The organism is Sorangium sp. So ce302, assembly GCF_051530145.1.
Classification (GTDB): Bacteria; Myxococcota_A; Polyangia; order Polyangiales; family Polyangiaceae; genus Sorangium; species Sorangium cellulosum_B.
The window spans coordinates 5925065-5948631 of the sequence record NZ_CP150326.1; the positions used below are offsets into that span (position 1 = coordinate 5925065).

Here is a 23567-nt window from a genome sequence, read left to right on the forward strand (position 1 = left end):
GTCGTGACGGTAGAACCAGGGCGCATCCGGTCAGTGCCGTCCGGACGACCCGCTTCGAGCCAGCTCGACCCAGGAGAGGAGATACGACATGCGATCCATGATCACCGCGGAACCGGCCACCAACGACGCGAAGGCAGCGCGAGAGCTGCCGGATCACGCGCCGCCGCGTTCCGATCGCCGGACGAGGAGCGCGGTCGTGAGGCGCGTCTCGATGGCAGCGTGCCTGTTCGTCGCCGCGTGCGGTGGCGCGGAGGACTCCAGCGATCCGGAGCCGACCGCGTGGAAGGACATGAGCTTCGAGCAGCGCGTCGCGTACATGAACAGCGACGTCCTGCCGCGGATGAAGGAGGTGTTCGTGGCGTACGACCCGGCGTTCGAGACCATGGACTGCGCGACGTGCCACGGCGCCGACGGGCCCACGCGCGCCTACGCCATGCCGAGCCCGGAGATCGCCGTGCTGCCCGACTCCGAGGAGGGGTTCCTCGAGTACGTGCAAGACCCGGAGCACCCCGAGCGCGCGGAGTGGAGCACCTTCATGTTCGAGAAGGTCGTGCCCGAGATGGCCAGCCTGCTCCAGCGCGTCCAGTACGACCCCACGACCGGCAATGGCGACTTCTCGTGCAACAACTGCCACACGCTGGGGTCGGTCGAGCCGTGAGGCCGCCCGAGGGGGGGGACGAGCGGCGCTGACCTCGGCCCCCTCGCGCCCGTCGGCGCACCTCCGCCCTCCGGTCCGCGTCCTTTTGGGATTGGCGCCTTCGTATTGGTTTCGTCACATCCGGCGCCCTGATCCGCCAGGTTCGATCGGATCATCCTGCCGGCCAGAGCGCTCCGCTGCTGCCGAGCCGACGGCCACGGCAGCGCCGCGGGGCCCGCGCGCCCGACGGCGAAAGCTCGATCGCCGGGCGCCTGGCCCGGTATATCTCGATCCAGAGGAGGTCTCCCATGTCCGACCCGACCGAGATCGCAGAGTGCAACGCGCAGTTCCTGGCCGCCTGGATCCACTTCAGCCGCTGCCTCCCCGGCCACCGGATCGAGCACACGGACGGTGTCTCCGTCATCCTCTCGGGCACGGACATGGCCCTGCTCAACATCGCCACGCTCTCCTCGCCGGCCGGTAACCTCACGGATCTGGAGCGGCGCGCGCGCATCGGCGCCGAGCTCGCCCGGACCGGCGGCGTTCCCTGGTTCTTCGCGCTGTCCGACAGCTGGGCGCCCGGCGGCGACGCGGAAACGACCGCCGAGCTCCTGGCCGGGCTCGGCTTCCAACCTGCGGTGTCGATCATGGGCATGGTGGCCGACGCGCTCCCCACCCCGCGGCGGGAGATCGCCGGCCTGGAGCTCAGGCGCGTGGGCGACGCCGAGACGCGCGCCGCCGTCGCCGATCTCAACTCCGTCGCCTACGGCCTCCCGCTCCCCACCGGGCGCGCCGCCCTTGCCCACGAGGCGTTGTGGGACGACCGGGCGTTCGGGCGGGTCGGCTACGTGGGCGACCAGCCGGTATGCTGCGCGGCGACGTTCATGGTGGCGGGGATCCGGTACGTGGGCTTCGTGGCCACCGCGGCCGAACACCGGCGCAAAGGCTACGCCGAGGCGGTGATGCGCTGCTGTCTCGACGATGCGCTGAGCGCCACCGGCGCCCAGAAGACCGTCCTCCACGCGACGGACCTGGGGCGGCCCGTGTACGAGGTGATGGGCTACCACGCGGTCACGCGCTTCGCCTTCTACACGCCGCCGCCGGACTACCTGCCGCCGCCGCAGGCCTGATCCCGCGCGCCCCCGCCTACCACCCGCACGTCTTGCCGCGGTTCTGCTGGTCGAGCCAGTCCTTGAGCGGCCCGAAGTAGTCGAGCATCGCCGCCGCATCCATCCGCCGCGATCCCGTCACCACCTCGAGCGCCTCCGGCCACGGGCGGCTCCGCCCCATCTCCAGCATCCGCCGGAGGCGCTCGCCGGCCTTCTCGCTGCCGTAGATCGTGCAGCGGTGGAGCGGCCCCTTGTACCCCGCTGCGTCGCAGAGCGCGCGGTGGAACTGGAACTGGAGGATATGGGCGAAGAAGTACCGGATATACGGGACGCTCGCCGCCACATGGTACTTCGCGCCAGGATCGAAGTCCGACTCGGAGCGAGGCACCGGCGGCACGACACCCTGGTACCTCCTCCGGATCTCCCAATAGGCCTTGTTGTATCCCGCCGGCTGGATGTCCCCCGAGAACACCCCCCAGCGCCACCGGTCGACCGAGACGGCGAACGGCAGGAAGGCGATCTTGCCGAGGGCCTCGCGGAGGAGGAGCGAGAGGTCGCTGGAGGCGGGGGGCAGCTGGTCCACGAGCCCGATCCGCTGGAGGTACTCCGGACTGACCGAGAGCCCGATCGTGTCGCCGATGGCCTCGTGAAACGCGGGGTTGGGGCTGTCGCGGTACAGGAGCGGCAGGTCCTTGTATGCCCGCTGGTAAAAGGTGTGGCCGAGCTCGTGGTGGATCGTCTGGAAGTCGCCGGCCGTGATCTCGATGCACATCTTGATGCGCAGATCCTCCTCGTCGTCGATGTTCCACGCGCTCGCGTGGCAGACGACGTCGCGATCCGCCGGCTTGACGAAGAGCGACCGCTCCCAGAAGGTGGCCGGGAGCGGCTCGAACCCGAGCGAGACGAAGAAGCGCTCTCCCGTCTTCACCATCTCGATCGGCGTGTACCCCTTCGCCTGCAGCGCGGTGTCGAGATCGTAGATCGGCGCCGCTCCCTCGGGCTCCACGAGATCGTAGATGTTGCTCCAGTCTTGCGCCCACATGTTGCCGAGCAGATCCGCCCGGATCGGGCCCTTGCCGGGCACGACGTCCTCGCCGTACTTCGAGGCGAGCCGGCCCCGCGCGTAGCAGTGGAGCGCGTCGTAGAGCGGCTTGACCTGCCCCCAGAGGCGATCGACCTCCCGCGACAGCACGCCGGGCCGCATCTCGAATTTCGAGCGCCACGCGTCGCCTGTGTCCTTGAACCCGAGCTCGCGGGCGCCCTCGTTCGCCAGCTGGACGAGCCGCGTGAAATCGCCCCGCATGGGAACAGAGACCGTGTGCCAGCCGACCCACGCCCGCTTCAGCTCCTCGGGGTCGCGGCTCTTCGCGAGGGTCCTGCTCAGGTCCTCGAGATTGAGGCACTCGCCGCTCGCGGGGCAGTACTTGCCCGCTCCGTACATGGCCTCCAGCCTCGACGCGATGGTCGCGACCTCCTTCGTTTTCGCGGGATCGGCGGGTGCGTAGAGCGTGAGGGACGTTCGCAGGAGCTCGAGCCGGCGGCGGACGTCATAGGGCAGATCGAGGTCGAGGAAGCGGGCGGCCCGCTTCGCGTAATCGGCCTGCACCCCGAGCAGCTTCGCGCTCGCCGCGGCCGCGAGGATCTCGGTGTCGACGGTGATGTACGTCGCCGCCACCCACGCCGCGCGGTTGTTGTAGGTGCTGAGCTCGTGCAGCTCCGCCTCGGCCGCATCGATGAACCGCGCGGCCTCCTCCGCCGCCGGGTCGGTGGCGGGCTGCGGCGGCGTGGGCGGGGCGGGATCGGAGCAGGCCGCCGTGAGCGCGAGCATGCTGCAGGGCAACGCGACGACGAACATCGGAATGCGCACCATTTCTCGCCGCTCCTCGATCGCGGACAGCTCCGGCGTAAAACCGTCCCTCCACCCCGGACGCGCAGAGGGCGTGGGGTGCGCTTCGGCGCCGCGATCCTGGTGGGGCTCCTAAGGCCGCTCGCCGGCTCCAGCAATCCTCTCGGGCGCGCGGCGGCGAGGGCCACGAGGCGGCAAAGTCCGCTCGATCCAGGTCATCGCGCCAGCCTGGAGGTGGCCCCTCGCCGCGAGATCGCTCAAGATCCGCCGGAGATGGGCAACCGCCCACGAAAGGGAGGAAGCGAGCATGGCCGTCCAGCTCAATCACACCATCGTCCCGGCGCGGGACAAGACGACGTCCGCTACCTTTTTGACCGAGATCCTGGGCCTCTCGGCGCCGGTGCCGTTCGGGCACTTCTTGACGGTACGGCTCGACAACGACGTCACGCTCGACTTCATCGACACCCCTGGTGAGATCCGCTCCCAGCACCTCGCCTTCCTGGTCAGCGAGGCCGAGTTCGACGAGATCTTCGGTCGAATCCGCGAACGCCAGATCCCCTACTGGGCCGATCCAAGAGCGCAGCACCCCGGGGAGATCAACCACCATGACGGCGGGCGCGGCGTGTACTTCCCCGATCCCGACGGGCACTTCCTCGAGATCATCACCCGCCCTTACGGCAGCGGCGGCGGATGACGGAGCGATCGCTCGGCCGGGGAAGGATCCCCGGGTTGCGCGGCGCCTGGCCGCGGGCTGCCGGCGCGCGTGACGTCGTCCTCGCCATTTCCTCCCGCGCGTTTCCTGTCTAGCTTCGGGTCCATGGTTCGCACCTCCACCTTCCTCGTCACCCTCGCCATCGCCGGCTGCGGCGGCGCCCCGAAGCCGCCGCAGGAGCCCCCGCAACCCGCGCCGATCGCGGCTGAACCCGAGCCCGAGCCCGAGCCCGAGCCGCCGCTCGACGACGCGCCGATGCTCGACGTGGTCGCGGCGCAGCCGACCGAGATCCTGCTGGACGGCAAGCCCATCGGGACGACGCCGATCTCGGGGCGAAAGGTCGCGCCCGGGTCGCACGAGGTGACGTTCGTGGACCCGGAGCGCGGCAACCGGACCATGATGGTGACGCTCGAGCCCGGCGACGCGAAGACGGTCCAGTCGGACCCGCCGCCTTCCCTCGTGGAGGCGAGCGGCGGAGCGACGGGCGACAAGCAGGGCGAGAAGAAGTAGCGTCAGAAGAGCGAACGCCTGCTCGGGCGCGAGGAGCGCGAGATCTTCCCTGCGGGATGAGCCACGGCGAACCATCGAGGTCGCGGAGGATTGAGCTACCCGCGGCGGCACCGCGATGGCCGGTCGGCGGCGCTCATGCGTGGGCTGGCGGCGGCGCGCCAGCCGGTCCCTCGCTTGTCGCCAGCCATCCGTCGCCGCGCTAAGGTGCGTGCCATGGGCGATGCCGCCGCCAGCCGACACATGAGCGCCGCCGAGTACCTGGCGTGGGAGCGCGAGCAGCACGCGAAGCACGAGTACCATCTTGGCGAGGTCTTCGCGATGGCCGGCGGCAGCCCGCGGCACAACTTCCTGTCGACGGCCGCGGGCGCAGAGCTCCGCGCGGCGGTGCGCGGCAGGGGGTGCCACGTGCTCTCGTCCGATCAACGGATCTCGGCCAAACAGGGACAGCGCTACGTTTACGCAGATGCGGTCGTCGTGTGCGGCGGCGTGCAGACCGAGCCAGGCGCCAGCGACGTCCTCTCGAACCCAACTGCCATCGTGGAAGTGCTCTCGCGCAGCACCGAGGCCTTCGATCGGGGCGAGAAGTGGGAGGGGTACCAGCGCCTCCCCTGCCTGACGGACTACCTGCTCGTCTCACCATGGCACGTGCGTATCGAGCACTACCGACGCGAGGGGGACGGCTCCTGGCGGTATCGCGTGCTCGAGCGAGGCGATACGATCGCCCTGGCGAACGGCGCCCAGATCTCCGTCGATGCCATCTACGACGGTGCCTTCGAGCTAGAAGCCGACTGACCTCGCAGAGTTTCACCGCGGGCGGCCGGATGTGGCAGCATGGGGCCGGAGGAGACCCCACCTTGCGCCTCGGGATCGATTTCGGAACCACGCGGACCGTGGTCGCGTGCTGCGATCGCGGGAACTACCCTGTCATCAGCTTCCAGGACGCGGCGGGGGACACCGTCGATTTCTACCCCTCCGTGGCCGCCGAGCGGCGGGGGGAGCTCCGGTTCGGCTTCGACGCCCTCGCGGTCGCCTCGGATCCCGAGTGGATCGTGCTCCGGTCGTTCAAGCGGGTGCTCTCCGGCCCGCGCGCGTCGCCCGACGTCGAGGTCGAGATCGGCGGGACGAAGCTCCGGGTGCTCGATCTCCTGACCCTGTTCCTGCGGTCGCTCCGCGACGCCGTGCTGAACCGGTCGAACCGGCCCAAGAAGGACGACGACGGGCGCCTCATCTCGGTCGTGGCGACCCCGGCCAACGCGCACGGGTCGCAGCGGTTCGTGACGCTCGACGCCTTCCGCCGCGCCGGCTTCGAGGTCATCGCGCTCCTGAACGAGCCGTCGGCCGCCGGCTTCGAGTACACGCACCGCCACCGCAGCACCATCACGTCGAAGCGCGAGCACATCGTCGTCTACGACCTCGGCGGCGGGACGTTTGACGCGTCGCTGGTCCACATGACCGGGCGCAGCCACGACGCCGTGACGACCGCGGGCCTGAACCACCTCGGCGGCGACGACTTCGACGCCGCGCTGGCCTCGATGGCGCTCGACGCCGGCAAGATCGAGCGCGAGGGCCTGCCGGCGCGCGCGCTCGCGGCGCTCGCGGACCAGTGCCGCGAGGTGAAGGAGCGGCTCAACCCGAACTCTCGGCGCATCGTGATCGACCTGGAGGCCTGCCTGGGCGACCTCTCGACCGCCCGCGAGGTGACGATCGCGACCTCCGACTACTACGACCGGTGCGTGCCCCTCGTGGAGTCGACCATCACGGCGATGCAGCCGGTGATCGCGCGCCTCGACGCCGGCGCGGGCGAGGCGCTCGCCGACATCGCGGGGATCTACGTCGTCGGCGGCGCCAGCTCGCTGCCCATCGTCGCGCGGACGCTGCGCGAGCGCTTCGGGCGCCGCGTCCATCGCTCACCCTACCCCTCGGCGGCCATCGCGATCGGCCTGGCCATCGCCGTCGACGAGGACGCGGGCTTCGAGCTCTCCGACCGGCTCTCGCGCCATTTCGGCGTGTTCCGGGAGGGCAGCGGCGGGGACGAGGTGGTCTTCGACCCGATCTTCGACCGGGAGGCGCGCATCCCGTCGAGCCACGAGGCGCCGGTGGTCTCGCGGCGCGTGTACCGGGCGGCGCACAACGTCGGCCGCTACCGGTTCGTCGAGTGCGCCGCGCTCGACCGGCTCGGCGTGCCCCACGGCGACATCACGGCGTTCAACGAGGTCGTGTTCCCCTTCGACCGGCGGCTCCGCGACCGCGCCGCCGAGCTCGGCGGGGTGACCGTCGAGCGCATGGGCAGCGAGGGGCCGCTGATCGAGGAGCAGTACGCGATCACCTCGCACGGGATCGTCGAGGTGACGATCACGGACGTGGAGGCAGGGTACCGGCGCGTCTACCAGGTCGGGGCGTGAGGGGCGGAGCGGCCGTGTCCGCGGCCGCTCGACGTCACGGGAGTCACGGGAGGAGCCGGCGCAGCACCTCGATGACGATCGGCAGGCTCGCCAGCGCCCCGAGCGTCGTCACGACCGCCGTGGCCGCCGCGAACTGACCGTCGCAGCCGTACCGCGCGGCGACGATCACGGACACCATCGACGTCGGCATGGCGGACTGAAGCACCGCCACCTCGGAGGAGGGCCGCTTCAGGCCGAGCGCAACCGCGGCGCCGAGCGCAACCGCGGGCGACAGGAGCAGCTTCACGGCGGCGACCGCCGCGAGCGGGCGCACGCGGCCGCGGAGCGAGCCAAGGTCGAGGCTGAGGCCCAGCGCGAGGAACACGAGCGTCGGGGTCGCGCTCCCGAGCGCGCCGAGCGCGTGCTCCAACCACACCGGCAGCGGGATCGGCGCCGCGTGGAGCGTGAGCCCGACGGCGATCGACAGCACGTTGGGGTGCAGGAGCACCGCGAGCAGGCCCCGCCCGTCCCCGCCGCCGCCCCCGCCCATGCGCGCGGCGAGCGCGACGCCGAAGGTCCACAGGAGGAACGCCGTGACGATGCTGTCGACGAGGATCGCCGTCCCCGCCGCGCCGCCCGCGTCGCCGTAGAGGGCCAGCACGACGGGCACGCCGAGGAAGCCGGTGTTGGAGAAGCTGCCGACGAGGCCGGCGGCGCCCTGCGCGGCGCGCGGGAGCCCGAGCGCCCGCGCCACGGCGACCCCCGCGAGGGCGCACGCGAAGAGCGCGACGGTCGACGCGGCGACCGCGCCCCACGCGCCGTGACCGATGCCTGAGCGGCGGAGCACGCTGACGATGAGCGCGGGCGTGGTGACGTCGATGACCAGCCGGTGCAGCACGGCGGCGTCCGCCTGACCGGCGCGGCCCAGCGCGCGCAGCAGCACGCCGACCCCGAGCACAGCGAAGAGGGCCAACAGCTGCGAGATCAGGTCGCCCGACGGCACGGGCCCGCTTTTAGCTCGGCGGCGGGCGGCGTCCAGCGCTGTCGCCGGTCATGCGGCCGGCCGGCCGGCAGCGGGGCGGGAGATCGAGACCGCGCCAGGAGCGCCGAGGAATGTTGCTTCCCGGCACTCCCGGCGGTTTCTCGCTTCTTCAGGGGGTCAGGGCACGAGGTCCTGCACGGCCTGCACCACCGCCTGGGCATTCATGCCCAGCCGATCCATCACGATGTCGCCAGGGGCGCTCGTGCCGAAGCGATCAATCCCGAGGGCGATCCCCTTGAAGCCGACCCACCGGTGCCAGCCGAAGGTGACGCCCGCCTCGATGGACACGCGCCGCGTGCAAGCGGCGGGCAGCACGGCCTCGCGGTAGGCGTGATCCTGGCGCGCGAACCGCTCCACGCAGGGCATCGAGACGACGCGGACGCCGGGCCCGATCCGCTTCGCGGCCTCGACCGCGTGCTGCACCTCGCTGCCCGTCGCGATCAGGATGGTCTCGAGCGCCGCCGTCTCCTTGACCAGGACATAGGCGCCACGCCGGACGCCCTCGCGCTTGGTGGCGGCGTCCCCCGGAAGCAGCGGGACGGCCTGGCGCGTGAGCGCGAGGACCGTCGGGCCGTCGTTGTGCTCCAGCGCGGAGATCCAGGCGCCGGCCGTCTCCTCGGCGTCCGCCGGCCGGATGACGTCCAGATCGACGATGACGCGCAGCCCGGCGACGGTCTCCACGGGCTGGTGCGTCGGCCCGTCCTCGCCCACGCCCACCGAGTCGTGCGTGAAGATGTAGATGACCGGCAGGTGCGACAGCGCGGCCAGCCGGATGCTCGGCCGCAGGTAGTCCGCGAACACGAGGAACGTCGCGCCGCTCGGGCGCAGGCCGCCGTGGTACGCGATGCCATTCATGATCGCGCCCATGCCGTGCTCGCGGATGCCGGCGCGGATGTTCCGGCCGCCGGGGTGCTCCGGATCGAAGTCGGTGCTCGACGCGATGTAGTTGAACGTCGAGCCGTAGAGGTCGGCGCTCGACCCGATGAGCGCAGGCACCGCCTCGGCGACGGCCTGCAGCACGGTCTCGCCGGCCTTGCGCGTGGCGACCTTGGTGCCGGCGGCGAAGGCGGGGACGCGCGCGTCGAGGTCCGCCGGGAGCTTCTTCGCGAGGCCGTCGTCGAGCTGGCGGGCGAGCTCGGGGTTCTTCGCGCGCCAGGCCTGGAAGGTCGCCTCCCACGCCCCGCGCACCTTGGCGAGCTCTTCCTTGCGCGTCGCGAAGAACTGCTTCACCTCCTCGCTGACGTAGAAGTGCTCGGCGGGCAGCCCCAGGTTCTTGCGGGCCTGATCCACGAACTTGGCGCCGCCCTCGCCGTGCGCCTTCTGCGTGCCGGCGACCTCCGGGATCCCCTTGCCGATGAGGGTGTGGGCGACGACGAACTTCGGCTTTCCGCTCTTCGACGCCCGCGCCTGGCCGAGCACCCGGTGGACGGCCTCCAGATCGTTGCCCTGCTCGATGTGGAGCACCTCGAAGCCGTAGGCCTCGAAGCGCTTGGCCGTGTCCTCGCTCTGGGTCTTGATGGCCATCGCGTCGAGGGTGACGTCATTGGCATCGTAGATGAGGATCAGGTTGTCGAGCTTGAAGTGCCCGGCGAAGGAGGCCGCCTCGGCGGCCACGCCCTCCTGGAGGCAGCCGTCGCCGGCGAGGCAGTAGACATTGAGATCGAAGATCGTGTGCTCCGGCGTGTTGTAACGCGCGGCGAGCATCTTGGCGGCCACCGCGTGCCCGACCGCGTTGCCCACGCCCTGGCCGAGCGGGCCAGTCGTCGCCTCGACACCCTCGGTGTAATGGTACTCCGGGTGGCCGGGCGTCTTCGACTTCCACTGCCGGAAGCGGCGGACGTCGTCGAGGGACACCGGATAGCCCGAGAGGTGCAGCCAGGCGTAGAGGAACATGCTGCCGTGACCGGCGGACAGAACGAAGCGATCGCGGTTCAACCAGTGCGGTTCGCTCGGATCGTGGCGGAGGATGTCGCCGTACAGCGCGGCACCGATCTCGGCGGCCCCTAGCGGTAGGCCGAGGTGACCGGATGAGCAGGCGTGGACGGCATCCATGGCGAGGCCGCGGGCGATCGAGGCCGCGGCGGCGAGCTTGGCGAAATCAGGCATGGCGCGCACTCTAACCTACTTCGTCGCGAAGCGCGCCCCTTCGCGAGGCCCCCTCACCCCGCCGCCCGGCGCCTGGACCGCTCCGAGCGCGCCTCGGCGCTCGCGTGACTGCCCAGGCTTTCGTGGGACGCGCGGGGCCGCGGAGCGGAGATCGGGCCGAGCCGGTCATCAACCCCCCCTCGGCGAACGTCGCTCCTCCCTCGGCGGGACCACGAGACGTCCCTCGCGGGGGGCGCCACGGCGCCTGTCCCGCCCGCCGGTAGACCGCGTCGACGCGGGATGCAGCCCCCGCGGCTCGCCGTCGACCCGCAGGCGCAACGCCTCCGCCGCGCGGCCAGCTGGCGCTCACGGAGCCCCAGACCGCTGGTCGCGCTTTCACCCCCACCTGGGCCCGTCGTCGGGGTCGCCCAACCTGGACCGAGCCGCCGCGGACCACTCCCGACGCAGGCGCGCTCGCGTGCGTCAGGGGGCGGAGACCGCGACGAAGCCGTCCTTGCCCGTAGCGGTGAGCGGGCCGGTGCCGAAGCCGGCTGTACCCGTGAAGTCGCCGACGAGCGCGATGCGGTCGGCGCGACAGGTCGTCAAACCTCTTATCAAAGTGCGTTCCGGCGGGGACTGGCCCACCGCCGAGATCCAGAGGCGGCTTGGCGGGTTTTCTGCCGCTCCCGGGCAATTTTCCGCCGTCGTGTTAGCCCCTGCCACACCCAAGTGCCTCCGTGTCTCACGCGCTCCACCCTGCCGTTCCGGGTATTGACGACGGGTTCCCCGAGCGCTTCCCTGGTTCTGGACGCGGGAGGAGCGCAGGCCACGAGGCGCTGGATGCGCCGACGCGCGAGCACATTCATCTCGCGAGAAGCCCCGGGCGGGCAGCCGCCGGTCGATCGGTCGAACGCGGCGTCGCGGCGCCCGACGCCAGGTCGCTCTCAACTGTCCTCGCCCAGGCCACGCCGTGATCCTTCGCACCTCCGTGGCCCCCCAGAAGGCACCGGGGAGGCAGGGATGGGACGGGAGAAAGAGGCCCTGTTCGCGCCCGAGCTCAAGGCGGAGGCGGTACGTCTGGCGAAGGCGGACGACCGGAGCTCCGGCCAGCGGCCGGGAACGCTCACGACGCCCGAGCGTGAGGAGCTCCAACGGCTGGAGATGGGGATGGAGCGTGAGAGCCGGAAAAAGCGGAGACCTCGTCGCGAAGGAAAGCGAGTGAGGCGAGCCGACATGGGACCTCGGAACGAGGCGGAAAGCGCCCATCTCATGCGTACTCATGCGTACGTAGATGGAGGAAATGGATGGCCTGTGTGGCTCAGCCTACCCTCTCCACCGCACCCTGCACCCCTCTCCGCTTCCGCCTACAAAAGGTATGTTAAGGCTGAACAGCCCGTGGTACGAACGGAAGAAGAGAAGACGGAATGTTTCCTGTGATGGGGCCGCCGGCTCACAGTGTACGTATTTGCTCGCCCGCCGTGCGTTGGGGCACGCCGACCGGGCGCACGAGGCTCGCTCGATCGTGCTGAGCCGGCAGAGACCCATGCAAGAACAAGAAACTCCGCTCTCTGGCCTCGTCCTCATCGTGGACGATAGCGCGGACAACCTGACCGTGCTGTCGCACGCGCTCATGTCGGATGGCCTGGAGGTCGCTGTCGCGCGCGACGGTGAGGAGGCGATCGAGCTGGTCAGCCGGGCCCAGCCGGACCTCGTCTTGCTCGACGCTCTGATGCCCGGCCTCAGCGGGTTCGAGACATGCCGGCGGCTCAAGGCCGATCCGGCGACGCAGGGCATCCCCGTCATCTTCATGACGGCGCTCGCTGAAGCGAGGTTCAGGCTCCAGGGCTTCCGCGTGGGCGCCGTCGACTACGTGACAAAGCCGTTCGAGAAGACCGAGCTCCTGGCGCGGGTGCACACCCAGATCTCGCTCCGGCGCGCAACGCGGGCTCTCGAGGAGCGCAATACGAGGCTCTCGGAGGAGATCCGGGAGCGCGCCAAGGCGGAGGAGGCGCTGGCGCAGGCCGTGCAGATGCTGCGCGACACGAACGAGCGGCTCTCGCAGCAGCTGATGCAGAGCGAGCGCGCCGAGGCGGCCAGGGCGGCGCTGCAAGAGCAGATCATCGCGGCGCAGCGGGAGCGGCTCCTCGAGCTGTCCGCTCCGCTCATTCCGATGATCGATGGCGTCCTCGTGATGCCCCTCATCGGCACGGTGGACGTCGAGCGTGCCGGACAAGCGGTCGAGACAGCGCTGCGCGGAGCGAGCGAGCGCAGGGCGGACTATCTCATCATTGACATCACCGGCGTAAAGGCAGTAGATGAGACGGTTGCGCGCATGCTCGTGCAAGCCGCGATGGGGCTCTCGCTGCTCGGCACGCGGACGGTCGTCACGGGCATCCGCGCGGAGGTAGCGCAAACGTTCGTGGCGCTCGACCTGCACCTCGATCAGCTCGTGACGAAGGCCACCCTGCAGTCGGGCGTGGAGCACGCGCTGCGGACACGCGACCGCCGCCAGCACAAGCCCGAGCGCTGAAGTACCGGAGAATTCCGCTGTTCACCCGGCGTCTCCGCCGGACCCGAAGAGGAGCTGAACCGGGATGGATCTGAGAGACTACGTTGTGGGGGAGGTGATGCACGAAGGGGCCGAGACCCGCGTGTGCCGCGCGGTCCATCGTCCCTCCGGCGACCGGGTGGTGCTCAAGCTCCCCGTGGCGGCCGCGCCGAGCTCGCGCGTGACGGGGCGCATCCTGCATGAGCATCACATCCTGACACAGCTGAGAGAGGTGTCAGGGGTGGCACGGGCGCGGGAGCTCCTGCAGCGGGGCGGCACGGTCGCGCTGGTGATCGAGGACCCCGGCTTCCGGTCGCTGGATCTACAGCTCGCCGAGCGCGGGCGCCTGCCGGTGGAAGCGGGGCTGAGGCTAGGAGCGCTCCTCGCCCGAGCCCTCGAGGCCGTGCACGCGGCCGGCATAACGCACAAGGATATCAAACCCCAGAACGTGCTGGTCGACGCGGCGTACGCGCAGGTCAAGCTGCTCGACTTCGGCATCGCCTCGTCGCTGCCGCTGGAGGCGACGGCGGCGAGCATCCCCGAAGGGCTCGAGGGGACACTGGCGTACATGTCGCCCGAGCAGACGGGCCGCACGGCGCGAGCGCTCGATCCCCGCACCGACCTGTACTCGCTCGGAGTGACGCTCTTCGAGGCGCTCTCGGGGCGGCTGCCGTTCACCGAGCGCGACCCGCTCGCGCTGGTGCACGCGCACCTCGCCAAGGAGCCGCCGTCCCTCGACGAGGTCGTCCCCGACGTGCCTCCGGGCCTCGCGGCCATCGTGTCCAGGCTCCTCGCGAAGTACCCTGACCGGCGGTATCAGACGGCCAAGGGGGCAGCGGAAGACCTGGAGCGAGCGCTGCGCATGTGGCGCGAGCGCGGCGCGGTGGAGCGCTTCACGCTCGGGGACAAGGATTTCTCGCAGAGGCTGCGGTTGCCAGACGTCCTCGTCGGGCGGGAGCAGGAGCGCGATCTCCTGGGCGCAGCCTTCGCCCGCGCCGCCGAGGGCGCGGCGGAGCTCGTGCTCATCGGCGGCCCGTCCGGCATCGGCAAGACGGCGCTCGTGCGCACCGTCTACCAGGACATCGCGCGTGCGGGGCGCGGGCTCCTGATCTCGGGCAAGCACGACCAGCTCGCGCGGTCGACGCCCTACGCGGCCATGGCGCAGGCGTTCGGGGCGCTGATGCAGCAGTGGCTGGCGAGCCCGAAGCCGACGCTCACGGCGTGGCAGGAGCGAATCAGGGCCGACGTGGGGGACAACGCCCGGCTCATCGCCGACGTGGTGCCGGAGCTCGACCTGATCATGGGCAAGCTCGCGCCGGTGCCGCCGGTGCACGGCGAGCAGGTGCTCGCCCGCCAGAGGCTGACCTGGCTGAACTTCGTGCGGGCGGTCACGACGCCGAACGCGCCGCTCGTGATGTTCCTCGACGACATGCAGTGGGCCGACAGCGCCACGCTGGAGATCCTGAGGACGCTGCTGACCGACGCAGAGCGAAGAGAGCTCCTCGTGCTCGCGGCGTACCGCGACAACGAGGCGCCCCCCGAGCACCCGCTGTGGAGGCTCGTGGCGTCGGTCGAGGAGAGCGGGGCGAGGGTGTCGAGGATGTCGGTGCACCCCCTGTCGGCGGAGCACGTGCAGGCATGGACAGCGCGGGCGCTGAACAGCGAGGCGGCGCGGGTGGAGCCGCTCTCGCGCATCCTGTGGCAAAAGACGCGAGGAAACCCGTTCTTCATGGAGCAGCTGCTGCTGTCCCTGCACCGGCAGAGCAAGGTGGCGCGGGACCCGGAGAGCGGCGCGTGGCGCTGGGGCCAGAAGGAGATCGAGCAGGCGCAGGTGACCGACAACGTCGTCGCCCTCCTGACGGACAAGCTGCTCGAGATGCCTGAAGCGACACAGCAGCTCCTGGGGCTCGCGGCGTGCGCGGGGCACGCCTTCCACCTCCACGACCTGGAGCGGCTCAGCGGATGGGAGCGCGCCCGGGTGACCGGCGCGCTCTGGCCCGCCCTGCGGGAGGAGCTGGTGGTGCCGGCCGATGGAGCCTACCGGACCGCGCAGGCGCTGGGAGCGGCCGGAACCGGAACCGGAACCGGAACCGGAACCGGAGAAGGAGCGCTCGACGCTGAATACCGCTTCTTGCACGACCGCGTGCAGCAGGCGAGCTACGAGCGGGCCCCGCCGGCGCAGCGCGTCCTGGCGCACCTGGAGATCGGCCGGCGGCTGTGGGCGCGGCATCGGACGCAGAAGGGCACACCGCAAGAGCTCCTGGAGCTGGTGCGGCACCTCAACCTGGGCTCGGCGCGGATGGGCTCCGCAGGCGAGCGCGAGGCGCTGGCGCGGCTGAACCTCGAGGCCGCGCGCGCCGCGAAGGCGGCGAGCTCGTACCGGCTCCTCCTGAGCCTCGCCGAGACCGCGCAGGACTTGCTGGGCGATGACGCCTGGCGCAAGGACGCGCCGCTGTGCGCGGAGCTCGCGCTCGAGCAGATCGAGGGGGCCTTTCTGCTGCGGGAGTTCGACGACGTCGAGGCGCGGTGCGCGCGGCTGCTCGCCAGGCCGCTGCCGGCGCTCACCAGGCTCTCGGCGCACGAGATGCGCGTCCGCAGCGCCCAGGCGGCGGGCCAGTTCGCGCGAGGGGTCGAGCTCGGGCTCGCCGCGCTCACGGAGCAGGACATCGCATTTCCGGGCGCGGACGAGGCGCGCCGCGCCGCGCTCCTCGAGGAGTCCGCCGAGCTGGATCGATGGTTCGAGCGCGACCCGGACGCGTTCGAACGGATGCCCCTCGATCCCTCCCCGGAGCAGGTGCTCATCGATGCGCTGACGATGCACCTCATGGTGTGCGCGGCGATCGGCGGTCAGCCGGTGCTGTCCGGGCTCGTGATCGCCCGCGCCGTGCTGAGGGTGCGAGAGCGGCGCGCGCTCACGCCGGTCTCTCCCTTCATCATCGTTTGCTTCGCGAACGTCTGGTCGCTCACCACAGGCATGTATCGTCGCGCTGCGTGCTGGGTCGGCCCTGGAGTGCGCGCAGCCGAGCGCGTCGCGTCGCCCTTTCTGGCAGAGTGTCTGTCCTTCCAGGGGCAGTACACGGCCTACGCCCGCCCCGCGGATGAGATGGCGCCCATCTTCGAGCGAACCTGCGCGACCGGCCTGAAGGTCGGCTCGTTCCAGGGGACGAGCTGGGGGCTGGAAGGCGACCTGTTCTACTACCGAGTGTGGCGCGGCCAGCCGCTCGGGCAGCTCGAGGCGCACCGGGCGGCGCGCTGGGGGTTGATGCAGCGCGCGGGGACCGCGCTCGGGACGCACTATTTCGAGGCGATCGCGTCGTGGTGCGACCTCTTGACGACCGCCGACGGCGCGGGGAGGCTCCTGTCGGGCGAGCCGCTCTCACGAGGATCGCGCTCCCTCCTGGCTGACGGAGACGGGATGGCAGCCGAGCTGGCGCGCATCCTCGAGGCGCACCTGTTCCTCGTCGCCGGCGCGTACCCGATGGCCCTCTCGCGGGCACGGGAGGCCGAGCAGTTCCGCGTGTCCATCTTCGGCTTTCCCCCGGTCACGGACATACCGCTCTGGCTCGCGCTCGCGGCCGCGAGGTGCTGGCCGGCGGCCGCGGACGCGGCGGAGCGGGCCGGGCTCGGCGACGACATCGAGCAAGGCCTCGCGCGGCTGAGGTACTTCGCCGAGGGGAGCGCGGACAATTTCCTCCACAAGCTGCGCCTCCTCGAGGCCGAGCACGCCCGCGTGCAGGGCAAGACCGACGAAGCCATGGCCAGGTACGACGAGGCCATCGAGCTCGCGCGCGAGCAGCGATTCTTTCACATCGAAGCCCTGGCGGCTCAGCTCTGCGCCGAGTTTCACCTCGAGGCGGGCAGGAGCCGTGTCGCCGCGCTGTACCTGCGCGAGGCCAGGGACGCTTATGCTCGCTGGGAAGCGCACGCCGTGGTGGCCCACCTGGAGGCGAGATGGCCGGCCCTGCTCCGTGCGCCCGCCCAGCCCGCGACGGCGGAGCGCCGCCGCACGACGGGCGTCGCCACGCTGACCACCACGGGAGTCACCGGCGGCGCGCAGCTCGATGTGAACACCGCGGTGCGCGCAGCGCGGGCGCTGTCGAGCGAGCTCGACCCGGAGCGGGTCGTCGGGCGTCTGATGGAGCTCGTGCTGGAGAGCGCCGGGGCGCAGCGCGGCGTCCTGCTGCTGGGCGAAGGCGAAGAGCTCTCGGTCGTGGCGCGGCTCTCGGTGGAGGGAGGCCACATCGAGACGGGCCTGTCCGAGCCGCTCTCGCAGAGCAGCGAGGTGGCGAGGACGGTGGCGCACTACGTGGCGCGCACGAACGAGCCGGTCGTGGTGGACGACGCCAGGTCGGACGCGCGCTTCGCGGCCGATCCGCACCTGGCCTCGCGCTCCGTGCTCTCGCTCCTCTCGCTTCCCTTGTCGCATCGAGGGCGCCTCGTGGGCGTGCTCTACCTCGAGCATCGCGAGGTGCCTGCGGCGTTCCCCGAGCGGCGGGTGGAGCTCCTGTCGGTGCTCGCCGCGCAGGCCGCGATCGCCGTGGAGAACGCCCTCCTGTACCGGGACCTGGAGGCCAAGATCAAGGAGCGCACCGTCGAGCTCCGCATCGCCAAGGAGGCCGCGGAGCGCGCCAGCCAGGCCAAGAGCGACTTTCTCTCCAGCATGAGCCACGAGCTGCGAACGCCGCTCAACGGGATCATGGGTTATGCCCAGATCCTGGAGCGAACGCCCGACGTCCCGCCGGCGTGGCGGGAGGGCCTGCGGGTCATCCAGAAGTCGAGCGAGCACCTGCTCTCGCTCATCAATGACCTGCTGCACCTGGCCAAAATCGAGGCGGGCAAGATGGACTCCGTCCTGACGGAGTTCCGGTTGCCTGCGCTCGTGCGGACGGTGGTCGACCTGTGCCGGGTGCGCGCCGAAGCGAAGGGGATCACGTTCTCCCATGAGCTGCGCGGCCCTGCGCTTCAGGCCGTCTGTGCCGACGAGAAGCGGCTGATGCAGGTGCTCTTGAACCTCCTCGGCAATGCCATCAAGTTCACCGAGCGGGGACGCGTGTCCCTCCAGATCGAGGTGCTGGAGGAGACCGTCCCTGCAGGGCGGATGGTGCGGTTCCGGGTCGAGGATACGGGTCCTGGGATCGCCCCGGAGCACCTGTCACGCATCTTCGAGCCCTTCGAGCAGGTGGGGGAGCAGAGCGCGAAGAGCGAGGGCACAGGGCTTGGCCTCGCCATCACGAAGAAGCTCGTGCAACAGATGGGTGGTGCGATCGAGGTGCAAAGCGAGGTCGGCGAGGGCAGTGTCTTTACCGTGACGCTCCCGCTCGCCGAGGCGCAGCTCGCGACGAGCCCAGGCGAAGCCAGGGGGTGGGACACGATCGTCGGCTATCCGGGGGAGCGCCGCACGATACTCATCGTGGACGACAGTTCCGACAATCGCGCGGTGGTACGCGGGCTCCTCGGCCCGCTCGGCTTCGATCTGTGCGAGGCGGACGGCGGTAAGGAGGCGCTGCGCATGGCGGCGCTGCGCGCGCCGGCGCTCATCCTGCTGGACCTGTACATGAAGGACATGGACGGCTACGAGACCGCGCGTCGCCTCAGGCTCATGCCAGAGCTCCGGCACGTCGTCATCCTGGCCTCGTCGGCGAGCGTATCCGAGGCCGAGCGGCAGCAGTGCGCCAGCGCCGGCTGCGATGACTTCTTGCCCAAGCCGATCGTGGCGAGCGCGCTCCTCGACAAGATATCGCGCTTGCTGAGCATCGAGTGGCTTCGCCGCGATGGAGCCCCCGCTCGGGACGCGCCGGCGAAGGAGCCCGAAGGCGGCGGACACCTCGCGCCGCCTCCGGCCGAAGAGCTGGCGATCCTGTCGGCGCTCGCGAAGAAGGGGCTCGTCCACAAGATCCTGGAGGAGGCGGAGCGGATGGCGCAGCACGATCCGCGGCTCAGACCTTGGATCGAGCAGCTCACTACGCTGGCACGCAGCTACCAGACCCGGAAGCTGCGGGACTTTGTCGGCGTGTACGACCCAGGCGGCGCGGACGGCGTCGACGGCCGCGCGGATCCGCAGGAATCGATGTAGCGAGTGGCCCAGGTCGGGGGGACGATGCCAGGGATGGCGGGAGAGAGCCGCCGGGTCGCGGTCGTTACCCCGATCTGGGGCGGGTCGCCCGTTCGAGCAGCCGCTCCACCGTCGCTGTCTGCAGGTCGCGTGTCTGGGCCGTGAGCGAATAGAGCATCGCCTCGCGGAAGAGGCGCTGCGCGGCGTGGTCGACGAGGTTGGCGCTACCGCCGGTCGCAGCGACCGCAGCGTGCGCGGCCCTGACGCCCAGATCGATGCACCAGGCACGAACGCGGACCGCGTGCTCTGCATGGCCCTCCGCCTCCGGCCAGTCCGCCCATGCATCGACCTCGGCGCGGGCGGCCTCCCTCTCGTCCTCGAACGCCCGCGCGGCGTCCGCCAGGCGCGCGCTGCCGCGGCGCTCCGAAAGCTCCGCGAGCAGGGCCGCGGCGGAGCAGGCCGCGCCCAGGGAGAGCGCCGACGGCGTGAGCAGGCCCGCCACGTCGCGGGCAGCCTGCTGCTCGCGCGTCAGGATGGCGATCACCTGCTCGGGCCCGACGCGCAGATCGCGCAGCGTCAGCGACACCGTGGCCGAGGCGTTCATCGCGCTCAGGCGGAGCGGCGGCGATGCCTCGATGGAATCCCCCGCCTCCAGCGACGTCAGGACGTACACCAGGCGGCCATCGGGGAGCGCGCCGGCGATGACCGCATCGTCGGCGATCCCATGGCCGGTCAACCAGGGCACGGTGCCCTCGAAGCGAAACCGATCACCGTCGGGCTCCACCCTGACCATCGGCGGACCCGGGCGGCGGACGTGCGAGAAGCCCACGGTGCAAAAGCGCTCTCCAGAGGCGAAACGAGGCAGGACGCGCTCCTTGAGCGCCTCGTTGTCGCCGCGCGCGATGAGCGGGCACGCGGCGGCGTGCTGCATGTGGACGAACGCCGTCACGCCGCAGGCGCCGGCGAGGATCTCCAGGACCTCGCGCGCGACCTGCGGCGGGGCGCCATGGCCGCCGTGGCACGCAGGCGTCGCGATCCCGAGGAGACCTGCGTCCGCGAGGGCGCGGATGTGCTCTCGGGGAACCGCCGCGGCCTGATCCGTGGCGTTCGCCGAGGGGGCGAGCACGAGCGTCGCGAGCCGGCGGGCGCGCTCGATCAGCGCGGTGGAGCCGGCCGTGGCCGGCGGCGTGGGTGATCCGGCGGACATGCGAGGGGAGTGTATGCCGCGGCAGCGACGCGACCCAGGAGATTGGCGCATCGCGGCCGAGGCACGTGCCCCCCCACCTGCTGGACGCTGCAGCCTCCTCGCAGCGGCGCCGAGGCGGCGCACCAGGGTCGAGGCAGACCGCGCGTCCCTGAGGTGTTCATCGGGCGAATCAGGCGAATCAGGCGAATCAGGCGAAGAGGAGCGCGAGCGCGCACAGCATGATGCAGATGCCGAAGATCTTCCCGACGTGCCGCCCTTGCCCGAGGATCTCCACCATCACGCGGCCCGCCACGACATAGATCATGAAGCAGGCGAAGCCGATGGTGACGATCGGGACGCCTATCGCGATCACGCTGCCCGCCACGCTCCGCCCCACGAACTGGGGAAAGAGGGCGGCGAAGAACACGATCGCCTTGGGGTTGACGATGGCGAACATGAAGCCGTCGCGGACGTGCTGCCACGACGACCCGGCCCGCGCCGCGACCTCACGGTCGCTCCCAAAATTGGCGACGCCCATCAGCGTCCAGCCGATGTAAAAGATGTACAGCGCCCCCACGAGCTTCATGCCGAGCAGGAGGGTGCTCGACAGGCTGCCGACCTTCAGGATGACGAGGTAGGAGGCGACCGCCTGCACGATCGTCGCCGCGATGTTTCCCGCCCCGGAGAGCGCCCCTGCCCCCCAGCCGTGGTTGGCGCCCTTGGCGAGCGCGAGCAGCATCGATGGGCCCGGGATGATGGACGCGACGAAGATGGCCATGCAGTAGGCCAGCAGCACCTCAGTGCTCACTGTCGGCTCCCCGGACGATCTGGCGGAACAGCTGTCGGTTGTTGGTGGCGTTCTTCGGCACGATCTTGTCCGTCGCCACGAGCTGCCCGAGGGTGTATCCCTCATCGATGTAGTCATCGAGGACGCCTCGATCCGCCTCCTTCTTGAGGTTGCGCACGAGGTGCCCCATGAACACCTCGCCCGTGATGGTGAGCTGGTAGCGGTCCCCCGACCGGAAGATCAGCCCCTCCTCGATGAACGAACGAAAGTTGCTCATCTGCGCCTCGTCGAGCGCGCCGGACTCTCGCAGCGCCTCGTACTCGCTGACGGCGAGCCCGTTTCCCATGAGCGGAAAGACCCACAGCGCCATGTCGCGCTGGTGCGACAGGGACGACTTGTCGAGGGAGAACCCGTGCTCGCCCCGCTCGGCGAATGCGCTCCACGCGTCGATGTCGACGATGTTCTCGGCACGCGCGCCAGGGATCGACGAGATCGCCTGGGCCCCTGCGCCGATCAGGAAATCCTCGTATCGCCGGGCGCCGATGCACTCGTTGCCTGCCACGATGGAGAGGGCGCGCTCCGGGATCTTGTCCGGGTTCATGTACGTGTTGGTCCCCTTCCGTATCCATCCCCGACGCAGCAATGTCGCGTAGGTATGCAGCCTGAACAGCGCCTGGTGCTCGTGGCGGGGCTGCGCCGGGACCTTGCCCGCCTGGATGTCCCCGACGAGCTTCGGCGCCGCGCCGGGCGTGAGGAGATAGCTGCTGACGGCGTTGATGTGCGGATGGTCGACGATGCACTCCAGATCGGACAGCACCGACTCGACGGTCTGACCCGGGAAGCCCGTCATCAAGTCGGCGTTGATGATCGGCACGCCGCGCGCGAGCTTCTCGCATGTCTCATCCATGTTCCGGAGCGCCGATGGCATGTGCAGGTGGCGCCGGATGGCGGGATCGAGGACCTGTACGCCGAAGCTGGCCTTCGTGACCTGGTGCTCTATCAACGCGTCGATGAACTCGTCGGTCACCGTGGAGAGGGTGAACTCGACCGAGATCTCCGTGCTGTTCGTGCATCCCGGCAGGTCGCGGACGGCTCGGAGCACCTTGCCGATGTGAGCGCGCAAGAGATCCGGGCTGCCACCGCCGATGTTCACCGAGGCGATCGGCTTGCCCTTGGCCTGGCTGCGGCCGAGCAGGTCGCGCATCTGCCAGATCAGCAGATCCGCGTAGCGGTCGGCCATCTTGAAGCTCAGGGAATTTCCGCCGGAGAACGCGCAGAAGCTGCATTTCTGGGCGCAGTACGGGACGTGCAGATAGAGCTGCACGGTGGCGCGGTCGAGCCAGGGCGCCAGGGTCCATGCGTCGAGGAGCTCGGCCGCCGACAGGTTGGCGCTATCGGGCTTCATCCAGTAGTCGATGGTGTTCCTGGCGACGTGGTCAAACCTGCTATGCAGCAGCATCGAGCCTCCTGCTGTGCTGGTGGGTGGGTGATAACTCCGCGTTTCCGGCGCCCAGCCGTCCGGGGCCGCAGCGACGCGACGCGCGCTGTGCCGAGGCTGTGGGGCAAGCGTCGGACCAGCGGCGATCCTCGTCCGGTTCCGGCGAGAAAGACCGTCACGAGGGCCAGAAGCGCACCTCGTCCAACCAGGGGTTCAGGGCGCGCCTCGAGGCGCGCCGCGGGAGATAGGCAACACATTGCGTGGTCGAGCAACAGCCTGTCATGCGGCAGGAGCGAGCCGCCGATCAGCCGCGGCTCGGGCTCAACCACCTGCTCGATCGACTGCGCTCTGCCGGACGTCCGGTGTCTGCTCGGCGCCGACGTCAGCGCGCGAGCCGAAGGTTCCTCCGGCGGGTCTCGGCACCCTCCGGTTCGACTTTCAGCTCTCCTGGGGAGCTCGCTCGCCCGACGGCCGAGGCTTGCGAGCGTCCTCCCTCACGGGACGCGATGCAGCCCCTCCCGCGCCCTGCTCCCGCCCGCGCTACCGCCGCTGTCCTGCCTTCCTCGCCCGGATCGCCGCCGCCCGGACTACGGCACCTGGACGGCGAACGCCGGCGACAACGAGATGCTGCCGCTCACGTTCATGAACTGGTACGAGGCCCACGCCTTCTGCATCTGGGACGGCGGCTTTTTGCCGACCGAGGCCGAATGGAAATACGCGACCGCCGGTGGAGACGAGCAGCGCATGTACCCCTGGGGCTCGATGGATCCCGGCTCTGGCAACCAGTACGCGATCTATGATTGCTACTATCCGAGCGGCAGGCGAGGCACTTGTACGGGGGTCGTGAATGTGCCGGACGTCGGGAGCACGCCGCTCGGCGTCGGGCGCTTTGGACAGTGGGATCTCTCGGGAAGCGTGTGGGAGTGGAACCTCGACGTCTACGCGAACTACGTGAGCCCCAGCGAGGACTGCGCAAACCTCACCGGCGCCACGAACCGGGTGCTGCCTGGCGGCGGCTTCCACACGGGGTTGATGCCGTACCTCCTGTCGTCGAATCGCTCGGCGGTCTCCTACGATCCGGCGAACTATCGTGGCGACTACGGCGTCGGCGTGCGCTGCGCGCGCACGCCGTAGCGCCGAGCCGTCGCCGAGGGCGGCCCTCGCGCGACCGGACGCGGGCGAGCTGAGCTCGAGCGCGCGGTGCCACCACGCGCCGGCGTGCGGCAGCGACGGA

16 protein-coding genes are annotated in these 23567 nt (G+C 70.5%); 9 read left to right on the forward strand and 7 right to left on the reverse strand.

Features of this window, described 5'->3' with window-relative positions; translation table 11 throughout:
* Window positions 1-88: 88 nt before the first annotated feature.
* Both WME73_RS22465 and WME73_RS22470 read left to right on the forward strand, forming a co-directional pair.
* On the forward strand, window positions 89-658 hold the full coding sequence (locus WME73_RS22465; RefSeq protein WP_437747420.1) for a hypothetical protein: 570 nt from the start codon (window positions 89-91) through the stop codon (window positions 656-658).
* 287 nt (window positions 659-945) lie between these two features.
* A complete protein-coding gene (locus WME73_RS22470; protein ID WP_437916997.1) occupies window positions 946-1767 on the forward strand; it encodes a GNAT family N-acetyltransferase in 822 nt (273 codons plus the stop codon).
* A 16-nt stretch (window positions 1768-1783) separates the two neighbouring features.
* Here the strand turns inward: WME73_RS22470 and WME73_RS22475 are convergent, their stop codons facing one another.
* The gene (locus WME73_RS22475) at window positions 1784-3616 is read right to left on the reverse strand and encodes a M2 family metallopeptidase (protein WP_437747422.1); all 1833 of its coding nucleotides are present in this window, start codon (window positions 3614-3616) and stop codon (window positions 1784-1786) included.
* 283 nt (window positions 3617-3899) lie between these two features.
* Between WME73_RS22475 and WME73_RS22480 the strand changes: the two genes are divergently transcribed.
* The 4 genes from WME73_RS22480 to WME73_RS22495 all read left to right on the forward strand — a co-directional run bounded on the left by WME73_RS22480 (window position 3900) and on the right by WME73_RS22495 (window position 7216).
* Window positions 3900-4286, forward strand: a complete 387-nt coding sequence (locus WME73_RS22480; protein ID WP_437747423.1) for a VOC family protein — start codon at window positions 3900-3902, stop codon at window positions 4284-4286.
* A gap of 123 nt (window positions 4287-4409) precedes the next feature.
* Window positions 4410-4814: a PEGA domain-containing protein gene (locus WME73_RS22485; RefSeq protein ID WP_437873312.1), complete on the forward strand. Its 405-nt coding sequence runs from the start codon at window positions 4410-4412 to the stop codon at window positions 4812-4814.
* Window positions 4815-5027: 213 nt separating this feature from the next.
* On the forward strand, window positions 5028-5606 hold the full coding sequence (locus tag WME73_RS22490; RefSeq protein WP_437747425.1) for a Uma2 family endonuclease: 579 nt from the start codon (window positions 5028-5030) through the stop codon (window positions 5604-5606).
* A gap of 62 nt (window positions 5607-5668) precedes the next feature.
* Window positions 5669-7216, forward strand: coding sequence for an Hsp70 family protein (locus WME73_RS22495; RefSeq protein WP_437747426.1), 1548 nt, complete (start codon window positions 5669-5671; stop codon window positions 7214-7216).
* A gap of 43 nt (window positions 7217-7259) precedes the next feature.
* On the opposite strand, the gene WME73_RS22500 is transcribed toward WME73_RS22495, so the two are convergent.
* The 3 genes from WME73_RS22500 to WME73_RS22510 all read right to left on the reverse strand — a co-directional run bounded on the left by WME73_RS22500 (window position 7260) and on the right by WME73_RS22510 (window position 10928).
* The gene (locus WME73_RS22500) at window positions 7260-8198 is read right to left on the reverse strand and encodes an AEC family transporter (RefSeq protein ID WP_437747427.1); all 939 of its coding nucleotides are present in this window, start codon (window positions 8196-8198) and stop codon (window positions 7260-7262) included.
* A 156-nt stretch (window positions 8199-8354) separates the two neighbouring features.
* A complete protein-coding gene (gene tkt, locus WME73_RS22505; protein ID WP_437916998.1) occupies window positions 8355-10343 on the reverse strand; it encodes a transketolase in 1989 nt (662 codons plus the stop codon).
* A gap of 462 nt (window positions 10344-10805) precedes the next feature.
* On the reverse strand, window positions 10806-10928 hold the full coding sequence (locus WME73_RS22510; protein ID WP_437916999.1) for a hypothetical protein: 123 nt from the start codon (window positions 10926-10928) through the stop codon (window positions 10806-10808).
* A gap of 937 nt (window positions 10929-11865) precedes the next feature.
* On the opposite strand from WME73_RS22510, the gene WME73_RS22515 reads away from it, so the two are divergent.
* Entirely contained in the window at window positions 11866-12852 is a 987-nt protein-coding gene (locus tag WME73_RS22515) for a response regulator (protein ID WP_437747430.1), read from the forward strand.
* Between the two features lie 64 nt (window positions 12853-12916).
* Complete coding sequence (locus tag WME73_RS22520) at window positions 12917-18943, forward strand: AAA family ATPase (RefSeq protein ID WP_437917000.1); 6027 nt, start codon at window positions 12917-12919, stop codon at window positions 18941-18943.
* A 64-nt stretch (window positions 18944-19007) separates the two neighbouring features.
* Here the strand turns inward: WME73_RS22520 and WME73_RS22525 are convergent, their stop codons facing one another.
* From WME73_RS22525 to WME73_RS22535, 3 genes are all read right to left on the reverse strand, one after another.
* A complete protein-coding gene (locus WME73_RS22525; RefSeq protein ID WP_437917001.1) occupies window positions 19008-20129 on the reverse strand; it encodes an acyl-CoA dehydrogenase family protein in 1122 nt (373 codons plus the stop codon).
* Window positions 20130-20316: 187 nt separating this feature from the next.
* Window positions 20317-20916: a LysE family translocator gene (locus WME73_RS22530; protein WP_437917002.1), complete on the reverse strand. Its 600-nt coding sequence runs from the start codon at window positions 20914-20916 to the stop codon at window positions 20317-20319.
* Window positions 20906-22354, reverse strand: a complete 1449-nt coding sequence (locus WME73_RS22535) for a radical SAM protein (protein WP_437747435.1) — start codon at window positions 22352-22354, stop codon at window positions 20906-20908. Before WME73_RS22535 ends, WME73_RS22530 begins: the two co-directional genes overlap by 11 nt.
* Between WME73_RS22535 and WME73_RS22540 the strand changes: the two genes are divergently transcribed.
* Window positions 22343-23467 (forward strand): formylglycine-generating enzyme family protein, encoded by a 1125-nt coding sequence (locus tag WME73_RS22540; RefSeq protein ID WP_437917003.1) that lies wholly within the window; start codon window positions 22343-22345, stop codon window positions 23465-23467. The genes WME73_RS22535 and WME73_RS22540 overlap by 12 nt on opposite strands.
* The last annotated feature ends 100 nt before the right edge of the window (window positions 23468-23567 follow it).

Bases quoted from the DNA above. Each gene is read 5' to 3' on its own strand.
- WME73_RS22515 (WP_437747430.1), top strand. From the start codon at position 11,866: ATGCAAGAACAAGAAACTCCGCTCTCTGGCCTCGTCCTCATCGTGGAC.
- WME73_RS22490 (WP_437747425.1), top strand. From the start codon at position 5,028: ATGGGCGATGCCGCCGCCAGCCGACACATGAGCGCCGCCGAGTACCTG.
- WME73_RS22535 (WP_437747435.1), bottom strand. From the start codon at position 22,354: ATGCTGCTGCATAGCAGGTTTGACCACGTCGCCAGGAACACCATCGAC.
- WME73_RS22525 (WP_437917001.1), bottom strand. From the start codon at position 20,129: ATGTCCGCCGGATCACCCACGCCGCCGGCCACGGCCGGCTCCACCGCG.
- WME73_RS22470 (WP_437916997.1), top strand. From the start codon at position 946: ATGTCCGACCCGACCGAGATCGCAGAGTGCAACGCGCAGTTCCTGGCC.
- WME73_RS22475 (WP_437747422.1), bottom strand. From the start codon at position 3,616: ATGGTGCGCATTCCGATGTTCGTCGTCGCGTTGCCCTGCAGCATGCTC.
- WME73_RS22520 (WP_437917000.1), top strand. From the start codon at position 12,917: ATGGATCTGAGAGACTACGTTGTGGGGGAGGTGATGCACGAAGGGGCC.
- WME73_RS22540 (WP_437917003.1), top strand. From the start codon at position 22,343: ATGCAGCAGCATCGAGCCTCCTGCTGTGCTGGTGGGTGGGTGATAACT.
- WME73_RS22480 (WP_437747423.1), top strand. From the start codon at position 3,900: ATGGCCGTCCAGCTCAATCACACCATCGTCCCGGCGCGGGACAAGACG.
- tkt (WP_437916998.1), bottom strand. From the start codon at position 10,343: ATGCCTGATTTCGCCAAGCTCGCCGCCGCGGCCTCGATCGCCCGCGGC.
- WME73_RS22465 (WP_437747420.1), top strand. From the start codon at position 89: ATGCGATCCATGATCACCGCGGAACCGGCCACCAACGACGCGAAGGCA.
- WME73_RS22485 (WP_437873312.1), top strand. From the start codon at position 4,410: ATGGTTCGCACCTCCACCTTCCTCGTCACCCTCGCCATCGCCGGCTGC.